Annotated in this window: 22 protein-coding genes and 1 pseudogene; 12 read left to right on the forward strand and 11 right to left on the reverse strand. The window is 61.8% G+C overall.

The window, feature by feature from the left end; genetic code table 11:
- The first annotated feature begins 220 nt into the window (after positions 1-220).
- Positions 221-1414, forward strand: coding sequence for an MFS transporter (locus OHA42_RS38045; protein WP_406233214.1), 1194 nt, complete (start codon positions 221-223; stop codon positions 1412-1414).
- Between the two features lie 440 nt (positions 1415-1854).
- On the opposite strand, the gene OHA42_RS38050 is transcribed toward OHA42_RS38045, so the two are convergent.
- From OHA42_RS38050 to OHA42_RS38070, 5 genes are all read right to left on the reverse strand, one after another.
- On the reverse strand, positions 1855-2481 hold the full coding sequence (locus tag OHA42_RS38050; RefSeq protein WP_406233216.1) for a hypothetical protein: 627 nt from the start codon (positions 2479-2481) through the stop codon (positions 1855-1857).
- A gap of 107 nt (positions 2482-2588) precedes the next feature.
- Positions 2589-2699: a hypothetical protein gene (locus OHA42_RS38055; protein WP_406233218.1), complete on the reverse strand. Its 111-nt coding sequence runs from the start codon at positions 2697-2699 to the stop codon at positions 2589-2591.
- A 33-nt stretch (positions 2700-2732) separates the two neighbouring features.
- On the reverse strand, positions 2733-3251 hold the full coding sequence (locus OHA42_RS38060; protein WP_406233220.1) for a hypothetical protein: 519 nt from the start codon (positions 3249-3251) through the stop codon (positions 2733-2735).
- 33 nt (positions 3252-3284) lie between these two features.
- On the reverse strand, positions 3285-4466 hold the full coding sequence (locus tag OHA42_RS38065) for a DUF6973 domain-containing protein (RefSeq protein WP_406233222.1): 1182 nt from the start codon (positions 4464-4466) through the stop codon (positions 3285-3287).
- Positions 4463-4729 carry a hypothetical protein gene (locus tag OHA42_RS38070; RefSeq protein WP_406233224.1) on the reverse strand — a complete coding sequence of 89 codons (267 nt, stop codon included), beginning with the start codon at positions 4727-4729 and terminating at the stop codon, positions 4463-4465. The genes OHA42_RS38065 and OHA42_RS38070 overlap by 4 nt, the downstream gene beginning before the upstream one ends.
- A gap of 107 nt (positions 4730-4836) precedes the next feature.
- Between OHA42_RS38070 and OHA42_RS38075 the strand changes: the two genes are divergently transcribed.
- On the forward strand, positions 4837-5268 hold the full coding sequence (locus tag OHA42_RS38075; protein WP_406233225.1) for a hypothetical protein: 432 nt from the start codon (positions 4837-4839) through the stop codon (positions 5266-5268).
- Between the two features lie 110 nt (positions 5269-5378).
- Here the strand turns inward: OHA42_RS38075 and OHA42_RS38080 are convergent, their stop codons facing one another.
- Positions 5379-8399 (reverse strand): Helicase associated domain protein, encoded by a 3021-nt coding sequence (locus tag OHA42_RS38080; RefSeq protein ID WP_406233227.1) that lies wholly within the window; start codon positions 8397-8399, stop codon positions 5379-5381.
- Between the two features lie 18 nt (positions 8400-8417).
- Between OHA42_RS38080 and OHA42_RS38085 the strand changes: the two genes are divergently transcribed.
- The gene (locus OHA42_RS38085; protein WP_406233229.1) at positions 8418-8555 is read left to right on the forward strand and encodes a hypothetical protein; all 138 of its coding nucleotides are present in this window, start codon (positions 8418-8420) and stop codon (positions 8553-8555) included.
- Positions 8556-8630: 75 nt separating this feature from the next.
- Here the strand turns inward: OHA42_RS38085 and OHA42_RS38090 are convergent, their stop codons facing one another.
- Genes OHA42_RS38090 through OHA42_RS38105 form a run of 4 tightly spaced genes read right to left on the reverse strand, consistent with a single transcriptional unit; the run spans position 8631 to position 9898 of the window.
- Positions 8631-8846, reverse strand: a complete 216-nt coding sequence (locus OHA42_RS38090; RefSeq protein ID WP_406233231.1) for a hypothetical protein — start codon at positions 8844-8846, stop codon at positions 8631-8633.
- The gene (locus tag OHA42_RS38095) at positions 8843-9196 is read right to left on the reverse strand and encodes a hypothetical protein (protein ID WP_406233233.1); all 354 of its coding nucleotides are present in this window, start codon (positions 9194-9196) and stop codon (positions 8843-8845) included. The genes OHA42_RS38090 and OHA42_RS38095 overlap by 4 nt, the downstream gene beginning before the upstream one ends.
- Positions 9186-9524, reverse strand: a complete 339-nt coding sequence (locus tag OHA42_RS38100) for a hypothetical protein (protein ID WP_406233235.1) — start codon at positions 9522-9524, stop codon at positions 9186-9188. Before OHA42_RS38100 ends, OHA42_RS38095 begins: the two co-directional genes overlap by 11 nt.
- Positions 9524-9898 (reverse strand): hypothetical protein, encoded by a 375-nt coding sequence (locus tag OHA42_RS38105; RefSeq protein WP_406233237.1) that lies wholly within the window; start codon positions 9896-9898, stop codon positions 9524-9526. Before OHA42_RS38105 ends, OHA42_RS38100 begins: the two co-directional genes overlap by 1 nt.
- Positions 9899-10232: 334 nt before the next feature.
- Between OHA42_RS38105 and OHA42_RS38110 the strand changes: the two genes are divergently transcribed.
- From OHA42_RS38110 to OHA42_RS38150, 9 genes are all read left to right on the forward strand, one after another.
- Positions 10233-11147, forward strand: coding sequence for a helix-turn-helix domain-containing protein (locus tag OHA42_RS38110; RefSeq protein ID WP_406233239.1), 915 nt, complete (start codon positions 10233-10235; stop codon positions 11145-11147).
- On the forward strand, positions 11134-11343 hold the full coding sequence (locus tag OHA42_RS38115; RefSeq protein WP_406233240.1) for a DUF397 domain-containing protein: 210 nt from the start codon (positions 11134-11136) through the stop codon (positions 11341-11343). The genes OHA42_RS38110 and OHA42_RS38115 overlap by 14 nt, the downstream gene beginning before the upstream one ends.
- 55 nt (positions 11344-11398) lie before the next feature.
- A complete protein-coding gene (locus tag OHA42_RS38120; RefSeq protein WP_406233242.1) occupies positions 11399-11611 on the forward strand; it encodes a DUF397 domain-containing protein in 213 nt (70 codons plus the stop codon).
- Positions 11612-11994: 383 nt separating this feature from the next.
- On the forward strand, positions 11995-12567 hold the full coding sequence (locus OHA42_RS38125; protein ID WP_406233244.1) for a DUF3558 domain-containing protein: 573 nt from the start codon (positions 11995-11997) through the stop codon (positions 12565-12567).
- A 37-nt stretch (positions 12568-12604) separates the two neighbouring features.
- Positions 12605-13081: a hypothetical protein gene (locus tag OHA42_RS38130; RefSeq protein WP_406233246.1), complete on the forward strand. Its 477-nt coding sequence runs from the start codon at positions 12605-12607 to the stop codon at positions 13079-13081.
- 380 nt (positions 13082-13461) lie between these two features.
- Positions 13462-14046, forward strand: a complete 585-nt coding sequence (locus tag OHA42_RS38135) for a hypothetical protein (RefSeq protein WP_406233248.1) — start codon at positions 13462-13464, stop codon at positions 14044-14046.
- Positions 14047-14194: 148 nt separating this feature from the next.
- Positions 14195-14998, forward strand: a complete 804-nt coding sequence (locus OHA42_RS38140; protein ID WP_406233250.1) for a hypothetical protein — start codon at positions 14195-14197, stop codon at positions 14996-14998.
- A gap of 212 nt (positions 14999-15210) precedes the next feature.
- Positions 15211-15603, forward strand: a complete 393-nt coding sequence (locus tag OHA42_RS38145; protein WP_406233252.1) for a hypothetical protein — start codon at positions 15211-15213, stop codon at positions 15601-15603.
- Between the two features lie 66 nt (positions 15604-15669).
- Positions 15670-15993, forward strand: a complete 324-nt coding sequence (locus OHA42_RS38150) for a hypothetical protein (protein WP_406233254.1) — start codon at positions 15670-15672, stop codon at positions 15991-15993.
- 218 nt (positions 15994-16211) lie between these two features.
- On the opposite strand, the pseudogene OHA42_RS38155 reads toward OHA42_RS38150, so the two are convergent.
- Positions 16212-16433 (reverse strand): annotated as a pseudogene (locus tag OHA42_RS38155) (transposase); the annotation flags it as partial.
- Between the last annotated feature and the right edge of the window lie 181 nt (positions 16434-16614).

The raw sequence follows: 16614 nt of genomic DNA on the forward strand, positions 1-16614 counted from the left end.
ACTCGGCGCGGAAACCGACAACACAACCGGTACCTCCGCCCGCACGCCGGTGCTGGCGTAGCAAGTCTTGTCTCACCGTGCAGCGGAAGAGAATGCGCCAAGCCTAGGAGAATTGCACCACCGGAGCCGTACCCCAACGGGAACGCGCTGTGGGCTGCGCGCATCCTGATGTGTGCTCCGAATCCGGCTATTACTGCTCGCGTCAGCCACATTCATCTCGGTGACATTCGAAGTCCTTCCGGTAGGGCTGGTTCCGAACATGGCAAGCGACCTGGGTGTGTCCGATGCCCGGATTGGCTTGCTGGTCAGCGGATATGCAGCGATCTCCGCGCTGGTGACGATCCCATCGGTACTGATCACCGCGCGGTTGTCGCGAGTCAACGCACTACTGTTATCGCTGGTCGCGCTGTTCGGCTCCGAGGTGATCACCGCCATGGCGACGAATTACACCGCGCTGGCCGCAAGCCGAGTGCTTGCGGCGCTGGTACACGGATTGTTCTGGTCGCTCGTGCCGCCGGTCGCCGCGTTGCTGGTGCCGCCCGCGCGCATGGGGCGAGCCACCGCTGCCGTGTTCGCGGGTGCGTCGCTAGCCTTGGTGGCGGGCAGTCCGCTCACCACGCTCATCGGCCACGCTCTGGGGTGGCGGCAAACTGCGGCACTGGTGGCGATCTGGACCGCGGCCACGGCTATCGGCCTGTGGTTGGTCCTCCCAGCCTCACCGAAGGCGGCACATACAGCGGAATCGAAAGCATCGCAAGATATCTCGGACCATCGTGGGGTCGATTGGCGGGCCGTTACCGCGATTTGCGTAATCTGCCTGGTCTTTGTGACCGCGCACTACACGACCTACACCTATCTCGCGGTGATCGTCATCTCGATACTGCATGGCTCGGGGCTCCTCGTTACGGTGCTGACCGTCTTCGGCGTGGCGGGAAGTGCGGGAAACTTCCTGGTCGGCATGCACAACGACCGCCACCCGCAGGGCAGTGCGATAGCTTCGGCGGCGACCTATCTGGCGGGAATGTTGTTGCTGGCCTCCACGGCCACCACCTCGGCGCCGGTATGGCGGGGCGTGTTGCTGCTCGCGGCAATGGCCTTGTGCGGCAGTGGGTACGGCGCGTTCGGCCCGGCGTCTCAGGCCGGGATCATTCGCGCCGCGCCCGCACGCCGCGAGTTGGCGAGCTCCTACTATGTCGCGGCCTTCCAGGTAGGGATCGCATCGGGTTCCGGACTCGGTGCGCTCCTTGTCGACTCCTCACGCGACATGCTTCCCTCGATTACCGCTGCCGTCATCGCGGTCGCGGTCGCCGCCGTGCTGGTATTCCGCCGGGCATACTCGCACGCTCCCCTCATACCGGCGGGCGCGGACCCGAGCCTGTCGACGCGTGACCAGCCTTCCATCAGCCCGGTGTAGCTTCACCTGTTTGTGCATCACGATTCCGGCAATGCGCTCCGAAATTCCGGTGGTTACCGGTTAGGGGTGGGATGCCAGTCGATCTCGACTGTTCGCCATCTACTGGAACACGATAGGCGCCGAGGCGACACTGCAACCGACACAGGTCAATAGACACCCGGCGCTGATCATTCTGCTCGACGGGGAGCTCGACAGCGTGATGGCGGTGCGCATCGACGCCGGACTCATCAGCGGGATCTACTCCGTGCGCAATCCCCAGAAGCTGTCACATAAGCAACGCGAAACCCTGCTGCACCGTTGAGTCCGGAACTCCGCAGAAGCCAACAACACAACCGGCACCCCCACATTCGGACACAGTCCGGCTAGCTCATGCCTGACAGCGGGTTTCGGCCTAGTAGTCGTCTCTGCGCTGTCGCATGAACTCGCCGTCGCATCTCAGCCTAGGAGAACTCGTCTATTTCGAGTACCCACACGGTGCCGGTTGCCGGGTAGCCGCGAGGCTCCTCTACCGCGTGTACGGCGGAAGTTGGAATTGCGTATTTTCCGTTACGGACACCGTGTCTCGGCTTCTTGTCGTTGAACGCACGCACGACTTTGCCGTTCTGCACGAAGACCTGCGTTGTCTGCTCGGAATCCTCAGGAAGTTTCGCCCAGCTGAGCCCATCGGTGCCGAGAGCAGCGTTGAGTTCCTTCTCTGTGTTGGGCGAGTCGAACGAGTACATGCGGTCCCACGATCCGGCAGGTATGCCGGCCTGAGCGATCATCTCGTCGAGGTTCGCGGAACCTCTCGAATCGATGAGCCGACTGAAAGCAGCGGCTAAATCTGGATTTTCGTCCTCCACGGTGGCTTTGTCACCGCCGAGCGGCAACTGACTGCATCCCGAACCGACAGCAATGAGCGCGGCCAGCCCGAGCGGGCCGAGTACCCTTCGAGCGGCATAAGCTTTGACGTTCAGCACGTGTCTCCGTGTCTCCGTGTCTCCGAAAAAGCGAATCAGCATGTGACACTTCGATGATGGCAAATCACGGCGGCACAACATAACCAGATAGGAAGGTCGGATCCTCATCGATGGAATTTAGTGGTCTCGCTCGTGAGGTCGTCGGGAGCCAGGCGGCTCGAGGCTTGGTGGTGACCTTACATTTGAACGGTTGTCCACCGCGCGTCCGTGCTGGGCTACCGGCTACGGGCGGAATGCCAGTCGATGCCGAGTTCGGTGAGAGCCTGCTCTCTTTGCGCGGACAGTCGGCCCGTTCGATAGTCGTTGCGGCGTAATCGGATCCACATGCCGAGCCGGAAACCGTCGCGGGTGACGTGCTGTCAGGAGAATTCCTCGATATCCAGCACCCAAACCGGACCACTGGACAGTGGTCCGTCCTGCTTGGTCTCCCGAGTCTGCACAACGGAATCGGGCGTCGCGTACTTCTTGGCGTGCACACTGTGGCGCGGGACCTTGTCGTCAAACGCGTACACGACCTTGCCTTCCCGCACGAAAACCTGTATCGCGGAATCCGAGCCCTGTGGTAACCCCTTCCAGTCGAGGTCCTTGGTCCCGAGCGTCGCATTCACCTTGTCCTCGGACACAGGTGAGTAGAAGCTGTACATCCGATCCCACGCCCCGATCCCGATCCCCGAATCGGTGACGATATCTCCGAGCCGCGCGGTATTTCGCGCATCCCGCACCCGATCGAAAGCCGCTGCCAGAGCGGAATTCTCGGCCTGTACGGTCACGCTCTCATCGCCGAACGGAAGCTGGCACCCAGTGGCCGCCACGACGACCGTCGCCAGCCCGAACAGGCTGAGCGCGCACTTGGTAGTCGTATCTGTACTAATTCGCATGAGTCTCCGATGGTCGCGAGAGGGAAGTCCGCACTATTTGGGCGACGGTCGATCATTTGGTGACGGGGTGCCGGGCAGGAACTGTGGATTCTTATCGAACTCGGACGAATCGACGGCTTGGCCCTGTCCGACCTGATTGGTAAAGCTGAGGCTCTGGTTCTGGTTGATCAGCACGGTATCGCCGCGGTCGACGGCATCCTTGACGAGGTCTTGCAGCTGTTCCTGGCTGGCATCAGGATTCGCCAACGCGATCTTGCGGCCGATTTCGTTGTTGTACAAGTCCATTGCCTCACGCACGGCGGCATTGTCGGGGCGGCCTTCGTGCTTGGAGGTGTACTCCTTGGTCCAGTCCTCGCCGAATTCCTGCGTCATCAAGGCATTCCAGTAGGCGTGCCGGTAGGCGTCGGTGTGGTTGTCTTGGGTGTTCTCGTTGGGAAAGAGCGATTCGGCCGTCTCCTCGGCCTCGGTCTTGATGTTGTAGAACCTGATCTTGTCGCCGAGGCTGAGCTGTTCGAGCATGGCCGCTTCGGCCTCCGTCACGCTCTGTGGTTCGAACCCGGGCTTCAAGCCCATGAGCGTCGCGAGCGCACCGTCCGGCCACTTCACCATGCCCCCGGGGTCTGCCTCTACCTGATTGTCGACAAGGATCCGATCGAGTACGGCGCCAGGTGGGATCGGGACGTCGGCGAAAGCGTTTTCGATGGATTTGCGGGCGTTTTCCGCGGCGTCGGCGGCGGCTTGGAGCGCCTTGACGATGTCGCTTTCGTGTTGCTTCGCAATCGCGCGCAAGACATAGTCCGCAGTCAGCCACGAGGTGTCCGGGTAGCTCAGCAGCCAGCCTACTGTCGTGTCGTCGTAGCCGACGGCACCGCTTTCGGCGACGATGAACTTCTGCTCCTCGGCGGTCGCAATCGCGTTCACTGCTGTGGTTTTCGCGAAGCCGAGGGTCTGCGCGATCTGAGGGCTCGCCAGTTCGCCCTTTTCAAAGGCAGTGGCCACCTTGGACATCGACGACAGCGCTTCGGTGCCTTTGTCGCGCATGGCGTCGCTCGCGGGGCCGCGCCAGAAGCCCGGGGAATCGGCGAGTTGGCGGGAGACAGCGCCGTGTTCGTCGGTGATCGTCTTGACGCCGCGGCCCCACTCCAGGCCCTGGTCTGCCAGGGGTGCGACGTTCCAGCTGCGAATCTGCGACTTTGTCGGTGGTAGCGAACTCATCGGGGGGCGTCCCCGGCAGATTCCAGCGCACCGGCGTTCGTCTGGTCGCGGTTGTTGTACTCGACGATGCTGATGCCCGCCTTGTCCGCGATTTCGGTTAGCTGGGCATTGACACCCTTCACGCTCGCTCCTGCTCGCCAGCCAGCCTTCATGAAGGCGTGCCCGAGACCGGAGCCGGGCAGCGCCTGCTCGATCGCGGCGATGAAGCTGCTGGTGGGGATCTGTGCCAGCGCATCGCGGGATTGGTTCAGCGCGCCGATCATGCCTTCAACTGCGGGTTGATCAACATATAGCTCGGTCATTAGTCCCTCCCCTGGAAGCGGGCTACGCTAACACGACTGTATTGGACACGTGGAGGGCGAAGTCGACGGTGTATCCAAACAGTAAGGACATCGATCCGATCAACGGCCGGATGGACGCGGTGCGGCGCGCGCTGCTGACCGATCGGGCCAGCGCCGGTCGATATGGAGTCACCGTCGAGGTGGGCGCGGACGGGACCCTGGCCGCGGTTCGCATCGACGAGAGCGTCACGCCGTATGGGGTCGAACTCGGGAAGCTGATCACTGATTTGGCCCGGGAAGCCCTGGAGGAAGCGCGCATCAACGTGCGAGAACGCCTGGCCGAATTCAGCGCCGATCCTCGGATCGAGGCGGTGCGGGAGACGCTGGAGAGCGCCGTCGAACGTCCGGCGCCGCCAGTGCCCGAACCGCGACGTCGTCCCGCACCGGCGCACGAAGACGAGCTCAGCGAAGACGAGTTGATCGAGCTGAATGAGAGGCGCAACCAAAGCTTCTTCCACTGAAGGGGCATACAAAAGAGCCGGTCCTTGCAGATCGGGCCCTCTGTGGAACTTAGTGGTCTCGCTCGTAATGTCGTCGAGAGTCAGGCTGCTCGAGGCTGGGTGGAGACCCTTCACTGAACGGTTGCCCACCGCGCCTCCGTGCTGGACTTCCGGCCACGGGCGGGGTGCCAGTCGATGCCGAGTTCGGTGAGGGCCTGCTTTCTTTGTGCGGATAACCGGCCGGTTCGATAGTCGTTGCGGCGTGATCGGAGCCATGTGCCGAGCCGGAAGCCGTCGCGGGTGACATGGTGGGTGGGGACGTCGATGTGCCCGTATTGCTCGCGATAGGCGCTCAAGGCGGTGATGGCGTTGTCCCACAAGGTTTCTCGTGAACCGCGCAAGTCGATGCCGAGTGCTTCGAGTTCGCCGGCGTGGTCCGCGGGTAGCGTACCCGAGCGATGGTCGCGGCGGCATTGCGCAAGCCATGCGCCGAGCCGGAATCCGTCCACGGTGCGGTGACTGTTGTCGACGCCTGCGTGGCCGTGCTCGCTCCGGTATGCCTCGAGATGTTCCACTCCGATCCGCCATCGCGATTGTTTGTGTGCGGTCCCGCCGGTGAGCTGTGGGCCCAGGTCAACGCCGAGGCGGCGCAGGTCGTCGATCTGGGCCGCGGTCAATTCGCCCGAACGGTAGCTGGTTCGGCATCCGCTGATCCACGCACCGAGCCGGAATCCCGTTGGTGTCACATACCTTTGGGCAGGGTTGGCGTGCCCGTACTCGCGGCGGAACGCGGCCAGATCTTCGAGGTGTCGGTTCCACAGCCGTCGGCTCCATCGCTGTTCGGCAAGGTCGATGCCTGCGGCTGCCAACGCAGTGGCCTGTTCGCTCGATAACGTCCCAGCGTGGAACATTTCGCGGCGGCGCGACAGCCACTTGCCGAGCTGGAAACCGTCCGATGCGATATAGGTGGCCGGGACGTCTGTGTGACCATGATGCGTCCGATAGGCGTCGATCGCGGCCAGCGCCGTCTTCCATCGACTCGTGCGACGGCTGATGGCCGGATTCCAGTCGATATCAACAGCTTCCAGGGCTGCGGCGTGCCGTTCCGACAAGGTGCCCGCCTTGTACTGCTCGCGGCGTTTGCACAGCCAATGCCCCAGCTCGAAGCCATCAGCAGTCACGTACGAGACCGCGACATCGCCGTGCCCGTGTGCGGTATGGAAAGCACGCAGCGCGGCGATCGCGGCCTCCCACTTGACGGCTAGCGAATCCCAGCCCACTCCAAGGGCTTCCAGCTCCGCCACCCGGACCGCCGAAAGCCTCCCGGACCGTTGCCGAGTGCGGCACTGCGCCAGCCACTCGCCCAACCGGCGTCCGTCCGCAGACCGGTAGTCGGCGGCAACGTTCGCATGTCCGTGCTCGGCGCGGAATCGGCGCAATGCGGCGATTCCCGTTTCCCATCTGGTCGTGAACGGATCCCAGTCCACGCCGAGGGCTTCCAGCTTCGCAACCCGGTCGGTGCGCAGTGTCGCGGCTTTGTATTCGCGGCGGCACCGCCCCAACCACCGGCCCAACGGGTAGCCATCGGGAGTGCGGTAGTCGTAGGCGACATCGGCGTGGCCGTACTCGGCGTGGAAGGCCACGAGAGCGCCGTAGTTCTCCCACCATGGTGAGGTCGTCGTCGCCACGGTGCGCAGCAGGATCGCTCGATGGAACGCATCGCTTACTCGTGCGGGTGCGCCATCAATCTGCAACCAGCCAGGGACACAACCGGTTTCCCGGGATTCGGGCTGTCCGGGCCGCGACAGCTGACGCCGCCGATCAAGGTAGTCGGCGATCCGTTCATCATGCGCACGCAACGCCCGCACCACCCGCCAGACGGTCTCGAATTCCGAACCATCCAGCGCCGCTTGTGGATTCTCGCCCTCGGTGAGGAAGATCGGCACGATGATCGTGGCGATCTTTCCCGTTTCGCCGCCGCGTCGCAAAGCCCGGCCGACAGCCTGCACCACGTCGGTGACCGAGTCGCGCGGGTCGGCGAACATCACGGCGTCCAAGGCGGGTACGTCCACCCCCTCGGCGAGAACGCGGGCGTTGGAGACCACCACTGTCGAGTCGCCGGGGCGCTGTAGTGCGGCCAGCGCGGCACGGCGGTGCTGCGGCGGCATGTCCCCGCTGACCCAACGGGCCCGCACCTCCCACGGTGGTCGATCAACCGCGGGCAACAGGTCGATGGCCGCGGCCAACCCCCTGGCGAACCGGGTCGCCGCCATGACCCGTCCGTGATAGGTAATCACACGTCGTAACCCGTAGTCGCGCACCGCTTTTGCCAATGCAACCTGCATGCCCAGCATCCGCGCCGAGACCGCGCGCCCATCGACACTCACAAGCCGGCGCGCGGCAGTCAGTTTCGCCACCTCGGCGTCGGTAACCGTCACCACTGCCACGCGATAGTCGGCCAGCAGGCCCGACTCGATCGCGGATGCGAACGGCAGCTGGAACACCTGCCGACCGAACACCGTGGGATCGTCCATGCTCACACTGTCGGTGCCACCGATCGTCATAATCCGTGGCGTCGCAGTCAGATACAGCCGCCGTGTTGCCGGCACCAGCCGATCCTCATGTATCTGCGCCCACTGCCCCCGCACTCCGGCAGTGCGATGGGCCTCATCCACAACGACCAAACCCCAGCATCCCAGCCCGTTCTTGGCGTGCGCCGCAATGATCACCGGGAGACTCGCATAGGTGGCGAACACGGTGACGCGCTCGGCTCGCCCGGCGAAACCAGCGATCACCGCGGGGTCGGTGGTGACTGCGGCCGGTAATCCGGTCAGCTCCGTTCGCAGCTCGGCGGCCGGATCCGTGACCTGTTTGTCCCCACACACCGCCGCGATGACACCGGCCGCCGAACCGAGATGACTCACGTAGGCGAGCGCGGTCTGCGACAACAACTCCAGGGTGGGCACCACGATGAGCACGGCACCGGCGGGCACCAAACGCACCGAGCACTCCGCACCGATCAGCGTCTTACCGGTTCCGCACGCGGCCACGGCCGTCGCCCGGCCCCGTTCACCCAGCTCGACACAGATCTTCTCGACAGCCTCGGCTTGGTGCGGCCACAAACCGTTGCCCGACTCCTCCGTACTCCGCACCGAAGCTTCCTGTCTCGAATGTCATTGGTAGCAGTGATGTTCGATCCGACGAGCGCGACGCTTGCCCTGCTCGCGGCACAGGACGCGGCAACAGTCGCGCCGTTCCTGAACCACGGGATCGGGACCAGGGCCGAATCCATGCCGGCACGGACGTAGCGAGGCGGACCTCTCCCCTGTCCTTGCTACGTCCGGCGGAGCCGACCAGGACCATTTCCCGGCACATCGCGGCTGCTACGACTTCAACCACGCGTCGATCTGATCCAGGCTGCCGCTGTAGATGCGCTCGCCATCTTCGGCAGCCAACAGAGTCCAGCCGCCCGGTGAATGCTCGGCATGGACGAGTAGGTATCCGGCCTGCTCGGCCCGAGCCTCGAGGAGGCGCACTTGCGCCACAAACGAATCCGGCTGCCGCGTCACGGGCCGTGACTGCCTTTCGTTCTCGTTCACCAGGGCTTCCCCCAAAGTCGATGTCGGCGTGATGAATCGGGATGGATGCGTCCGGCGGCTACCAGCGCGTCGAACGCGGCATGCTTGCGGTCGCAGTCGTGATCGCGGTGCAGCTGCATTGCCAGATGGGCGTCGGCGAGCGTGAACGGCCGACCGGGTGGGCCGCATGTCCACGCCTTCGGCCACTCGACCGGCCGGATGGCGCAGCGTCCTCGAGCAGACCGCTGGCGGTTCGGCTTGTCGACCGGCCACACGCACGCCACCCCGACCATGGCGCACGCGCCGCTCCCGACAACCGCGAGGATGCTGTGCACCACCTGCCAGGCGCCCATACGCCGTTCACCGCTCACAGCCATTACCCGGATAGATCGGCGGTAGCGCTAGTTGCGCGAGCCCGTCGAGCACCTGGTGGAATGTGAGAACTTCGGGTGCGCCGTTGGGCAGGCAGCGTTCGGTGGTGTCGGTCGGAAAGTCGATGCCACGCAGGTGGGCGCGTTCGCGCGGGCTGAACTCCTGCGGCGCGATCCGGCCGTGGTGCACGAGCGTGTAGTACGCGACCCATTTCCACGCGCACCGGTCGATCCGGCACGCACAGTGCCGCCGCATCTGCCGGTGCGCGAGCTCGACTTCGGCTGAGCCGCAGATGTTCGGTGGTGTGACGATTGTGTCTTCGCGCATTACGCGGCCCCCATCTCGACGCCGGGCCTGGGTTGCGCGCTACGCGCCCACATGCCTTGCGGGCAAACGGTTTCCAAGTCGAAGCCTTCATCGCAGATCAAGGCGGGCAGACAGTCCACTTGCCCGAGGTCGAAGACAACGATCACCTCCACTCCCAGTCCGGCCGCTATGCCGAGCGCGTACCCGATCGGGTCGACGTCGGCCGGTGGTCGCACGGTGTAGACGTACTGGTAGCCGAGCTTGCGAGCGTGCCGCTGCACATCCGTGGCGTGGCGTGGCGCGTCCAGACCGGACACGTCATTGCGTACGAACCCAATGGCTTTCGGTTTGTCGCTTGTCGTCAGCAGCGACTTGATGGCTTGCGTGTGTGTCATGGTTCCCCCGGAACCTGGTCGGTGTGCTGAGTTGTCAGGCGTTCGGATGACCGGCAGGAAGGGGTGCTGTTCGCTCGTGGGGCGGAATCGAGGGCGATGCACTCAGTCGAAGTTGTTGCAGTTCAAGCATTTTGGAGATGTTTGCGGCCTCCAAAATGCGGTGTCATCCGTACGCTGCAACCAAGCACACCACCGGCTACCGCCAGGAGCCAGAGAAATCGGGTACCCAATTGGAATTCATCCAAAGCCCCACGAACCGACCCGATAGTGCGGTACAACGGACCCGATTGCGTGACTGATTCAATCCGTTTCCGCGACAAGGGGGAAGAAGATCATGACCAGTCCCGATGGTGACACCGATGCTGTACCCAGCTCGACGTTGCCGCGACGCCAGCTCGGCCGGTTCCTGCGCGACTGGCGCGACGCAAACGGCTTCACCGTCGCCGCCGCCGCGAAGCTGGTAGACCTGTCCGCCTCAGCCTTGCAACGGATCGAAGCGGGACAGACCCAGAAGGTACGTAAACAGGATGTCCGCGCCCTGTGCGAGCTTTACGACATCGGCCCAGATGACACCGAGGCCGCCATCGACTTGGCAGCCATGGCCAGGACACAGAGCTGGTACCACGCGTATGGCGGCCTGTACTCCGGCGCGTACAACATGTACGTCGGACTCGAAGCAGGTGCGCGGCAACAGATCACTTATCACGAACACGTCCCTGGCCTACTCCAAACAGCTGACTACGCCCGAGCCATCATCGGCGCATACCCTGGATTCAGCAGCGGCGACGATATCGACCGCCGGGTCGAACATCGGCTGAAACGACAGGCCATCGTCACCCGCAAGACCAATCCGGTGGAGCTGGAAGTCTTGCTGCACGAGTCGGCATTGCACCGGATGGTCGGTAGCCGGAGGATCATGGGGGCACAGCTCCGGCACTTGGCCGAGATCTCGAAGCTGCCGAACGTCACGCTGCGGATACATCCCTACGACGCGGGCCTGACCTGGGGAACGCCGTATCGTTTGTTCGCCATCCTGCGCTTCGACACGGGCACCCGGAATGATCCGATCGAGCCGCCGATCGTCTACCTGGAAGGCGGGCCTACCCAGGACGTCTACCTCGAGAAGCCCGACGAGGTGCGGCTCTATAGTGAGCTCGCAGAGGCCATTCGAAGCGCATCGCTGGATGAAGGACAGACCCGGGAGCTAATTCGCCGGGTGACAAAGGAGCTTGAGCGTGAACAACATTGACCTATCTAGAGCCTCCTGGTTCAAGAGCAGCCACAGTGGCAGCCAAGGCGCTTGTGTCGAGGTGGCTTGGCTTGCAGGCGGTGTCGGCGTCCGCGATTCGAAGAACCCCACCGGTCCGGCGCTGATCTTCACGCCGAGCGAATGGGACGCCTTCACCGCTGGCGTCACCGATGGAGAGTTCAACCGCCCCGCCTGAGCTCACAAACCCCCCAACCCCATCGAGCGGCCCCTTGCGACGAAGGAGTTTGAGCTTGACCGGCATTGACCAGCCCGAGGCCGAATGGTTCAAGAGTAGCTACAGCGGCGGCCAAACCGATTGTGTTGAGGTGGCTTGGCTCGCGGGAGGCAGGGTCGGCGTCCGAGATTCGAAGAACCCGACCGGCCCAGCACTGACCTTGACGCCGAGCGAATGGGACGCCTTCACCGCTGGCGTCACCGACGGAGAATTCAACCGCCCAGCCTAAGCCGGACACAAACTACCGAACACCCACGAAGCGGCCCCGCGCGACGAGCTCACGTCGAAACGGGGCCGTCGGCCTGTCACCCCTGTGAAAGTCCAGCCCATGCAACAGCTTCGGCGGCTTGGCGATCACGGATGCCGTCGGGCCGACGTCGCAATCCGACACCGACATCCTCATGCAAGTCATAGGACACTCTGCGCATCAGCAAGGCATCCACGTCGCGGTCCGCGTCTGCTGCGCACACCTTCTACTTCGCCGGAGCCCAGCCCCTCGACGGTTGCACGCTGGTTGACCGGCCGGTACGTTCAATCCAGCTGAACAGGGGGCGGGGAGCCGGGCCGGCCCTGATCGATGTCATCGATACAGCCGGCGACCGGGAGGAACACATGACCAGCAGGGGAAACACACTGCTCGGCACCGCGTTTGCGGTCGGCGCTGTTGTCCTGCTTTCGGGATGTGGGCCATCGACCGGTGGAGACGCCAAGCCAGCTACGCCGACGAGCACGGGACCATCACTCGCGGCTGATGCGCCGCACAGCTATGACCCCTGCAAAGACGTCCCGCAAAGCGTGCTGGATTCAGAGAAGCTGCGCCAAACCCGCATCGCCAATGACGATTCGAGCGCCGGTGTCAAATGGCGCGGGTGCGCCTACATAAGGCCGGACGGCTACGGAGTGAGCATCCGGACGACGAATCTCACCATCGCCCTCGTCCGCAGCCGCAACTTCCCTGAGGCCACCGAATTCACCGTCGGCGGACGGCGGGCGATCTCGACACGCCAATTCGACGGCCCCTTCATTAAAGAGGCATGCACCGTAGATGTTGAGATGAAGGGCGGAAGCCTCGAGATCAACCTCAATAATCCGCCGTCGAACCGTGACACCGGCAGCACCGACTCGTGTGTGCTCGCTCGAGGCTTGGCCGAAAAGGTTGTACCCAGCCTGCCAGCGACTGCCTGATCACTGCTTTACAGACCGAACTGGGAGGGGACCCCACATGGCAAACGACAAGACAACACAGAGTCCATTGGCGAACCTGATCACCGAAGCCCGTGAAGGTCGGCTAACGGTACGTATGGACCTCGAAAAGTTCGTCTACGTCGACCGTGACTGCCAATACTTCAAGGAACAGATCCGAGACATCCAGAACAGAATGACCGAGATCTCCATCCAGGACAAGTGGGGTCTCGGTGAAAAATTCGAGCCGCAGGGAGATCGGGACCTGATCTCAGCCAAGACGATGGTCTCGCGCTGGCGAGAGAAGTCACAGAGCACGCAGAACCCGAACAACGTCTACGCAGTCATGGAATCGCACTACAAGGTCATCGAAGACTTCCAGACCTTGTTCCGCACCGTCCGCGAACGCATCACCAGCGTCGACACCGACCAGGCCACCAAATACCAGGACCTGGAGGCGAACCTGCCGAAGCAACCGCCAGCCCAGGCGAAGATCTTCTCCTGGCCAGGGCTGTAAGAAATCCGAATGGTGGGAGACAGGGTAGTCACGTCCGAATACGGCGGAGATCAACTCGAATGGGGGGTTAACTTGATTCGTGAAATGACCATGCTGCCCGCATTGTCGGCCAGCGACTGCCGAGAGGTGAAGTGATGGCCGGCGGGTTCTACAACCACTACGATGACCCCGATGAAGACTGGGACGAGGCACCTCTCAAGCCGACACCCAAGGCCCCGCCCTCGTACCACCAACCCGTAGGTCAACCTATTTCGTACCAGCCACCACCACCGTCGACTGAGCCTCGTCCCGCGACATCCTCGTCCTCGTCGTTCAGCCGCTCTTCCCCTGCCGGCCGTGATACCACGCCCACGTTGAGTTCGTCGGAGTCGGCCGCTCTGATGACAAAGCTTGGCATCACCCCGCCGCAGAAATCATCTTTGGTCTCTGTGGAGGTTGGCCCCGATCGCCTGCCTACAAATATCAAGCTGAGCCGCGACTGGAAGAATGCGTTCGAGCCGGCGCAACAGGGCCAGTCAATTATGGACGCTTATCGCTTTGGACTCTACGATATGACTGCTCGCATGGTCGAGGCCGGAACGCTGCCTCCGTCGACAGTGCCGTCGCTGCGCGACGCTGCTCCGATGTTGTTAAGGACCCGCACTATCGAAGATTTTCGAGAATTATATGACCAGCTATATCTCGAAAAGCCGATTACGGTTCATGGGCCAGGGCGAAACGCATACGGCCAGCCAGTGCTGACAGTCACTGCGTCTTCGGCGAAGCTCATCTCTATCAGTATCGACGCGACCTGGGCGAATGAAATCGATGCTAATTTCGTGGCCCAGGATATCCTCGAATGCTGTCAGCAGATCAGAGCGAATAGACCTAAGCCTATAAAAGACGTCTACATGGATCGAGAACCGGATAGCCAGGTGGCCTCGCGGGTGGTAGAGCATGAGAATTATCTATTGCAAGATAGCTGATGATGACACTGGGAAGTTCACGGATTGAACGATCCCGATTTCATTGGCCAATCGTATTAGTCGCATGCCGCGAACTCACACGCCTCAGTAGGGGACGGTTAGCGACTCGACAGATCGAAGACATGATTAGAGTGGACACAGGATTCTTATGGTTGAATTGACGGAAGCGAGCCTGGCGAAGGTTAGAGAGGACTTCTCGGCGAAGGTCGATGAAGTCAAGAAGGCGCCAGATAAAATTAATGACGCAGTCGATAAGTTGAAGTATATTGCACCCCTGGTGTACTTGAAGGTGAGCGATATCAGGGATGATATACAAGAGAAGCTCGCTGAGCTGTTCGAAAAATTAAAAGAAGCTATTGAGGGGATGTTTGCTCCCTGGTTGTTCCTGGACTACGCAGCCAAGTGGCAATGGATAGGCGGCGAGGTCCGCGGATGCAACGGCATGCTGAACCAGCGCGATCTGAACATGGAGGGCCGATGGGACGGGAGCGCCTACAAGTCTTTTAAGACAACAAAAGAGAGCCAGCAGGCTGCTATGGCCTCCATCGACACTATGTGCACCACCATTCATGACAAACTCATAACGGTGGCAGAAGAGGGTCAAACTCTTTACTACAACATAGTCGGCAAGCTGGCTACGATAATCGCTAACGTGGCAACGTTCGCCTCGGAAGCGGGATCCACAGCCGGCGGCAGTGTGCCCTTCACCATCGACACTCTGAATGGTGCCGTTGTGGCGGCAGTTGAGCTCGTCGTTCAGGCAATTACTGACTTCATAAAAGTCCAGAGCAAAGTGTACGTCGCGATGAATGACCTGAAGAATCTCATCCACTCCCCAACCGGATTCGATGTTGCCAAATCGGGTTCTGTGACTTGGCCCAGCAGTGCAAGCGATCTTTACGATAGTAAAGATGATGATTGGCATCAAGACGGTGAGGAGAAGGAGAAATGAACTGCATTCAGTCGCAATCCAGCAATGGCCGCCGTATGTCGCAATCCCCACGAGCGGCAGTCTTTGATCACCTCCAGTCGGCACCAAAGACCATAGCCGTCGTCGCTGGGATATTCGTTTTGTCCTCGTGCGGTTCAAGCAACTATGTTACGCCAACTGCGCAGCCGAGTTCTAGTTCCCAAGCGGTGTCGACAGTTGCTTCCGCACCGTGCGTGGACTGGAAATCCAGAAAAACGCAGAACGCGGACGAGAAATATTTGACGGCGGAAATTGCGAAACTTTCTTTTCCGTCAGGAACTTGCCTATTCACGGTATACACAACTGACAGGAGCGAGAACCCGGGCAAAATATCAGTTACCGTTAGCCTCGATGTGGCAGCGTCGGCCGGTCCCGACGATTTACGTCCGGTCGCCACTGATATCGCGCGCCTTCTCAAGAAGACTGCAATTGCATCGCGAATCTCGGTAGTGGACATCACTAACCAAGGCACAGCGAAACCAAAGTATCGAACGCTTCTAACCGATGAAAACTTCCAGGACCATCCGTGGAATGGCGCGGCACCTGCAGAAGCTGAAATGGCGATCTGGAAAATTGTAGATCCATAATGAGACGGACAGCGATAAGGGCCGTCCCCGAAATGCAAAAGCCGAACAGTTAAGGAGTGATGTTCAGTGGCGAGAGAGCTGAAAGTAGACGTCGACCTTCTTGAGAAAGTGTCGAAGGTTTGGCTGAACGACGTTGCTCCAGAGTTGGCGCAGACAGCTGCAGAGATCGACCCGTTAAAATATACAGTGGTACAGTTCGGGCCTCTATTCTTTGGGATGTGGGAAGCCTATATTGGGGCTGCGGAATTCATTCAGAAGCGCCTAAATGAGGCTAAGCCCGTGGCTGAACAGATTGGAAATGCACTGCACACAGCCTCGACCAGCTTCGCACTACAACAGGAACAGCAAGTGCAGGAGACGGAAAAACTCAAGCAACTTATGGAGAACTAACCTCGATTTTTCGCCGGGCCTTCGGCCCGGCGTGATCGGGTTCGGATTGCGATTTTCTGATGGCATCCGGGCGGGTGGGTGTGGTTGAGCGGCCCGTGTCAGCGGGTGGGCTGCCGGGTTCCACGGGCCCGGTGATGTCCTTTCGATGGTTGTAGGGGCACGTGGCGCTGTTCAGGTCGCTGCCAGGCGGGCGGAGCGCCGAGGGCGAGGTTGGTCCACGGGTTGTGGGCCGACAGGCGTAGGTGGACGCGGCGGTCGTGTCGGGCCAGGCGAGCGGGGATCGAGAACAGCCGCAGCCGTACGGTTTTCGCCTCCCAGCGGCGGGCTGGGTGGTCGGTGAGGGCGAGGGTCTGCATCCAGGCTGTGAGGTCGAGTGCGAGCGTGACGAGCGCGAGCCAGACGCGGTTGGCGTCGAAGCGGTGGAACGGCAGGTTCCGCAGGCTGGCCAGATGGGCTGCGCGCCACAACATTCCCCTTCGGCGACTGGACTGCTTCTCCAATCCCAGAACCCAACTGACGGGGTTCCGGTAGTAACCGCGCAAAAAAAACGAAGTTCGGTAGCTGCTGGTCATCGGTGTCGTTCAGCTCAGGGCCGATGAGGCTCGCGAGGCCGCGCATGGC

Source organism: Nocardia sp. NBC_01009, assembly GCF_045208035.1.
Classification (GTDB): Bacteria; Actinomycetota; Actinomycetes; order Mycobacteriales; family Mycobacteriaceae; genus Nocardia.

Coding starts and splice junctions, on each gene's coding strand:
- OHA42_RS38050 (WP_406233216.1), bottom strand. CDS start 2,481: ATGAGGATCCGACCTTCCTATCTGGTTATGTTGTGCCGCCGTGATTTG.
- OHA42_RS38055 (WP_406233218.1), bottom strand. CDS start 2,699: ATGTGGATCCGATTACGCCGCAACGACTATCGAACGGGCCGACTGTCC.
- OHA42_RS38060 (WP_406233220.1), bottom strand. CDS start 3,251: ATGCGAATTAGTACAGATACGACTACCAAGTGCGCGCTCAGCCTGTTC.
- OHA42_RS38065 (WP_406233222.1), bottom strand. CDS start 4,466: ATGAGTTCGCTACCACCGACAAAGTCGCAGATTCGCAGCTGGAACGTC.
- OHA42_RS38070 (WP_406233224.1), bottom strand. CDS start 4,729: ATGATCGGCGCGCTGAACCAATCCCGCGATGCGCTGGCACAGATCCCC.
- OHA42_RS38085 (WP_406233229.1), top strand. CDS start 8,418: ATGTCATTGGTAGCAGTGATGTTCGATCCGACGAGCGCGACGCTTGCC.
- OHA42_RS38100 (WP_406233235.1), bottom strand. CDS start 9,524: ATGCGCGAAGACACAATCGTCACACCACCGAACATCTGCGGCTCAGCC.
- OHA42_RS38105 (WP_406233237.1), bottom strand. CDS start 9,898: ATGACACACACGCAAGCCATCAAGTCGCTGCTGACGACAAGCGACAAA.
- OHA42_RS38110 (WP_406233239.1), top strand. CDS start 10,233: ATGACCAGTCCCGATGGTGACACCGATGCTGTACCCAGCTCGACGTTG.
- OHA42_RS38125 (WP_406233244.1), top strand. CDS start 11,995: ATGACCAGCAGGGGAAACACACTGCTCGGCACCGCGTTTGCGGTCGGC.
- OHA42_RS38130 (WP_406233246.1), top strand. CDS start 12,605: ATGGCAAACGACAAGACAACACAGAGTCCATTGGCGAACCTGATCACC.
- OHA42_RS38135 (WP_406233248.1), top strand. CDS start 13,462: ATGACAAAGCTTGGCATCACCCCGCCGCAGAAATCATCTTTGGTCTCT.
- OHA42_RS38140 (WP_406233250.1), top strand. CDS start 14,195: ATGGTTGAATTGACGGAAGCGAGCCTGGCGAAGGTTAGAGAGGACTTC.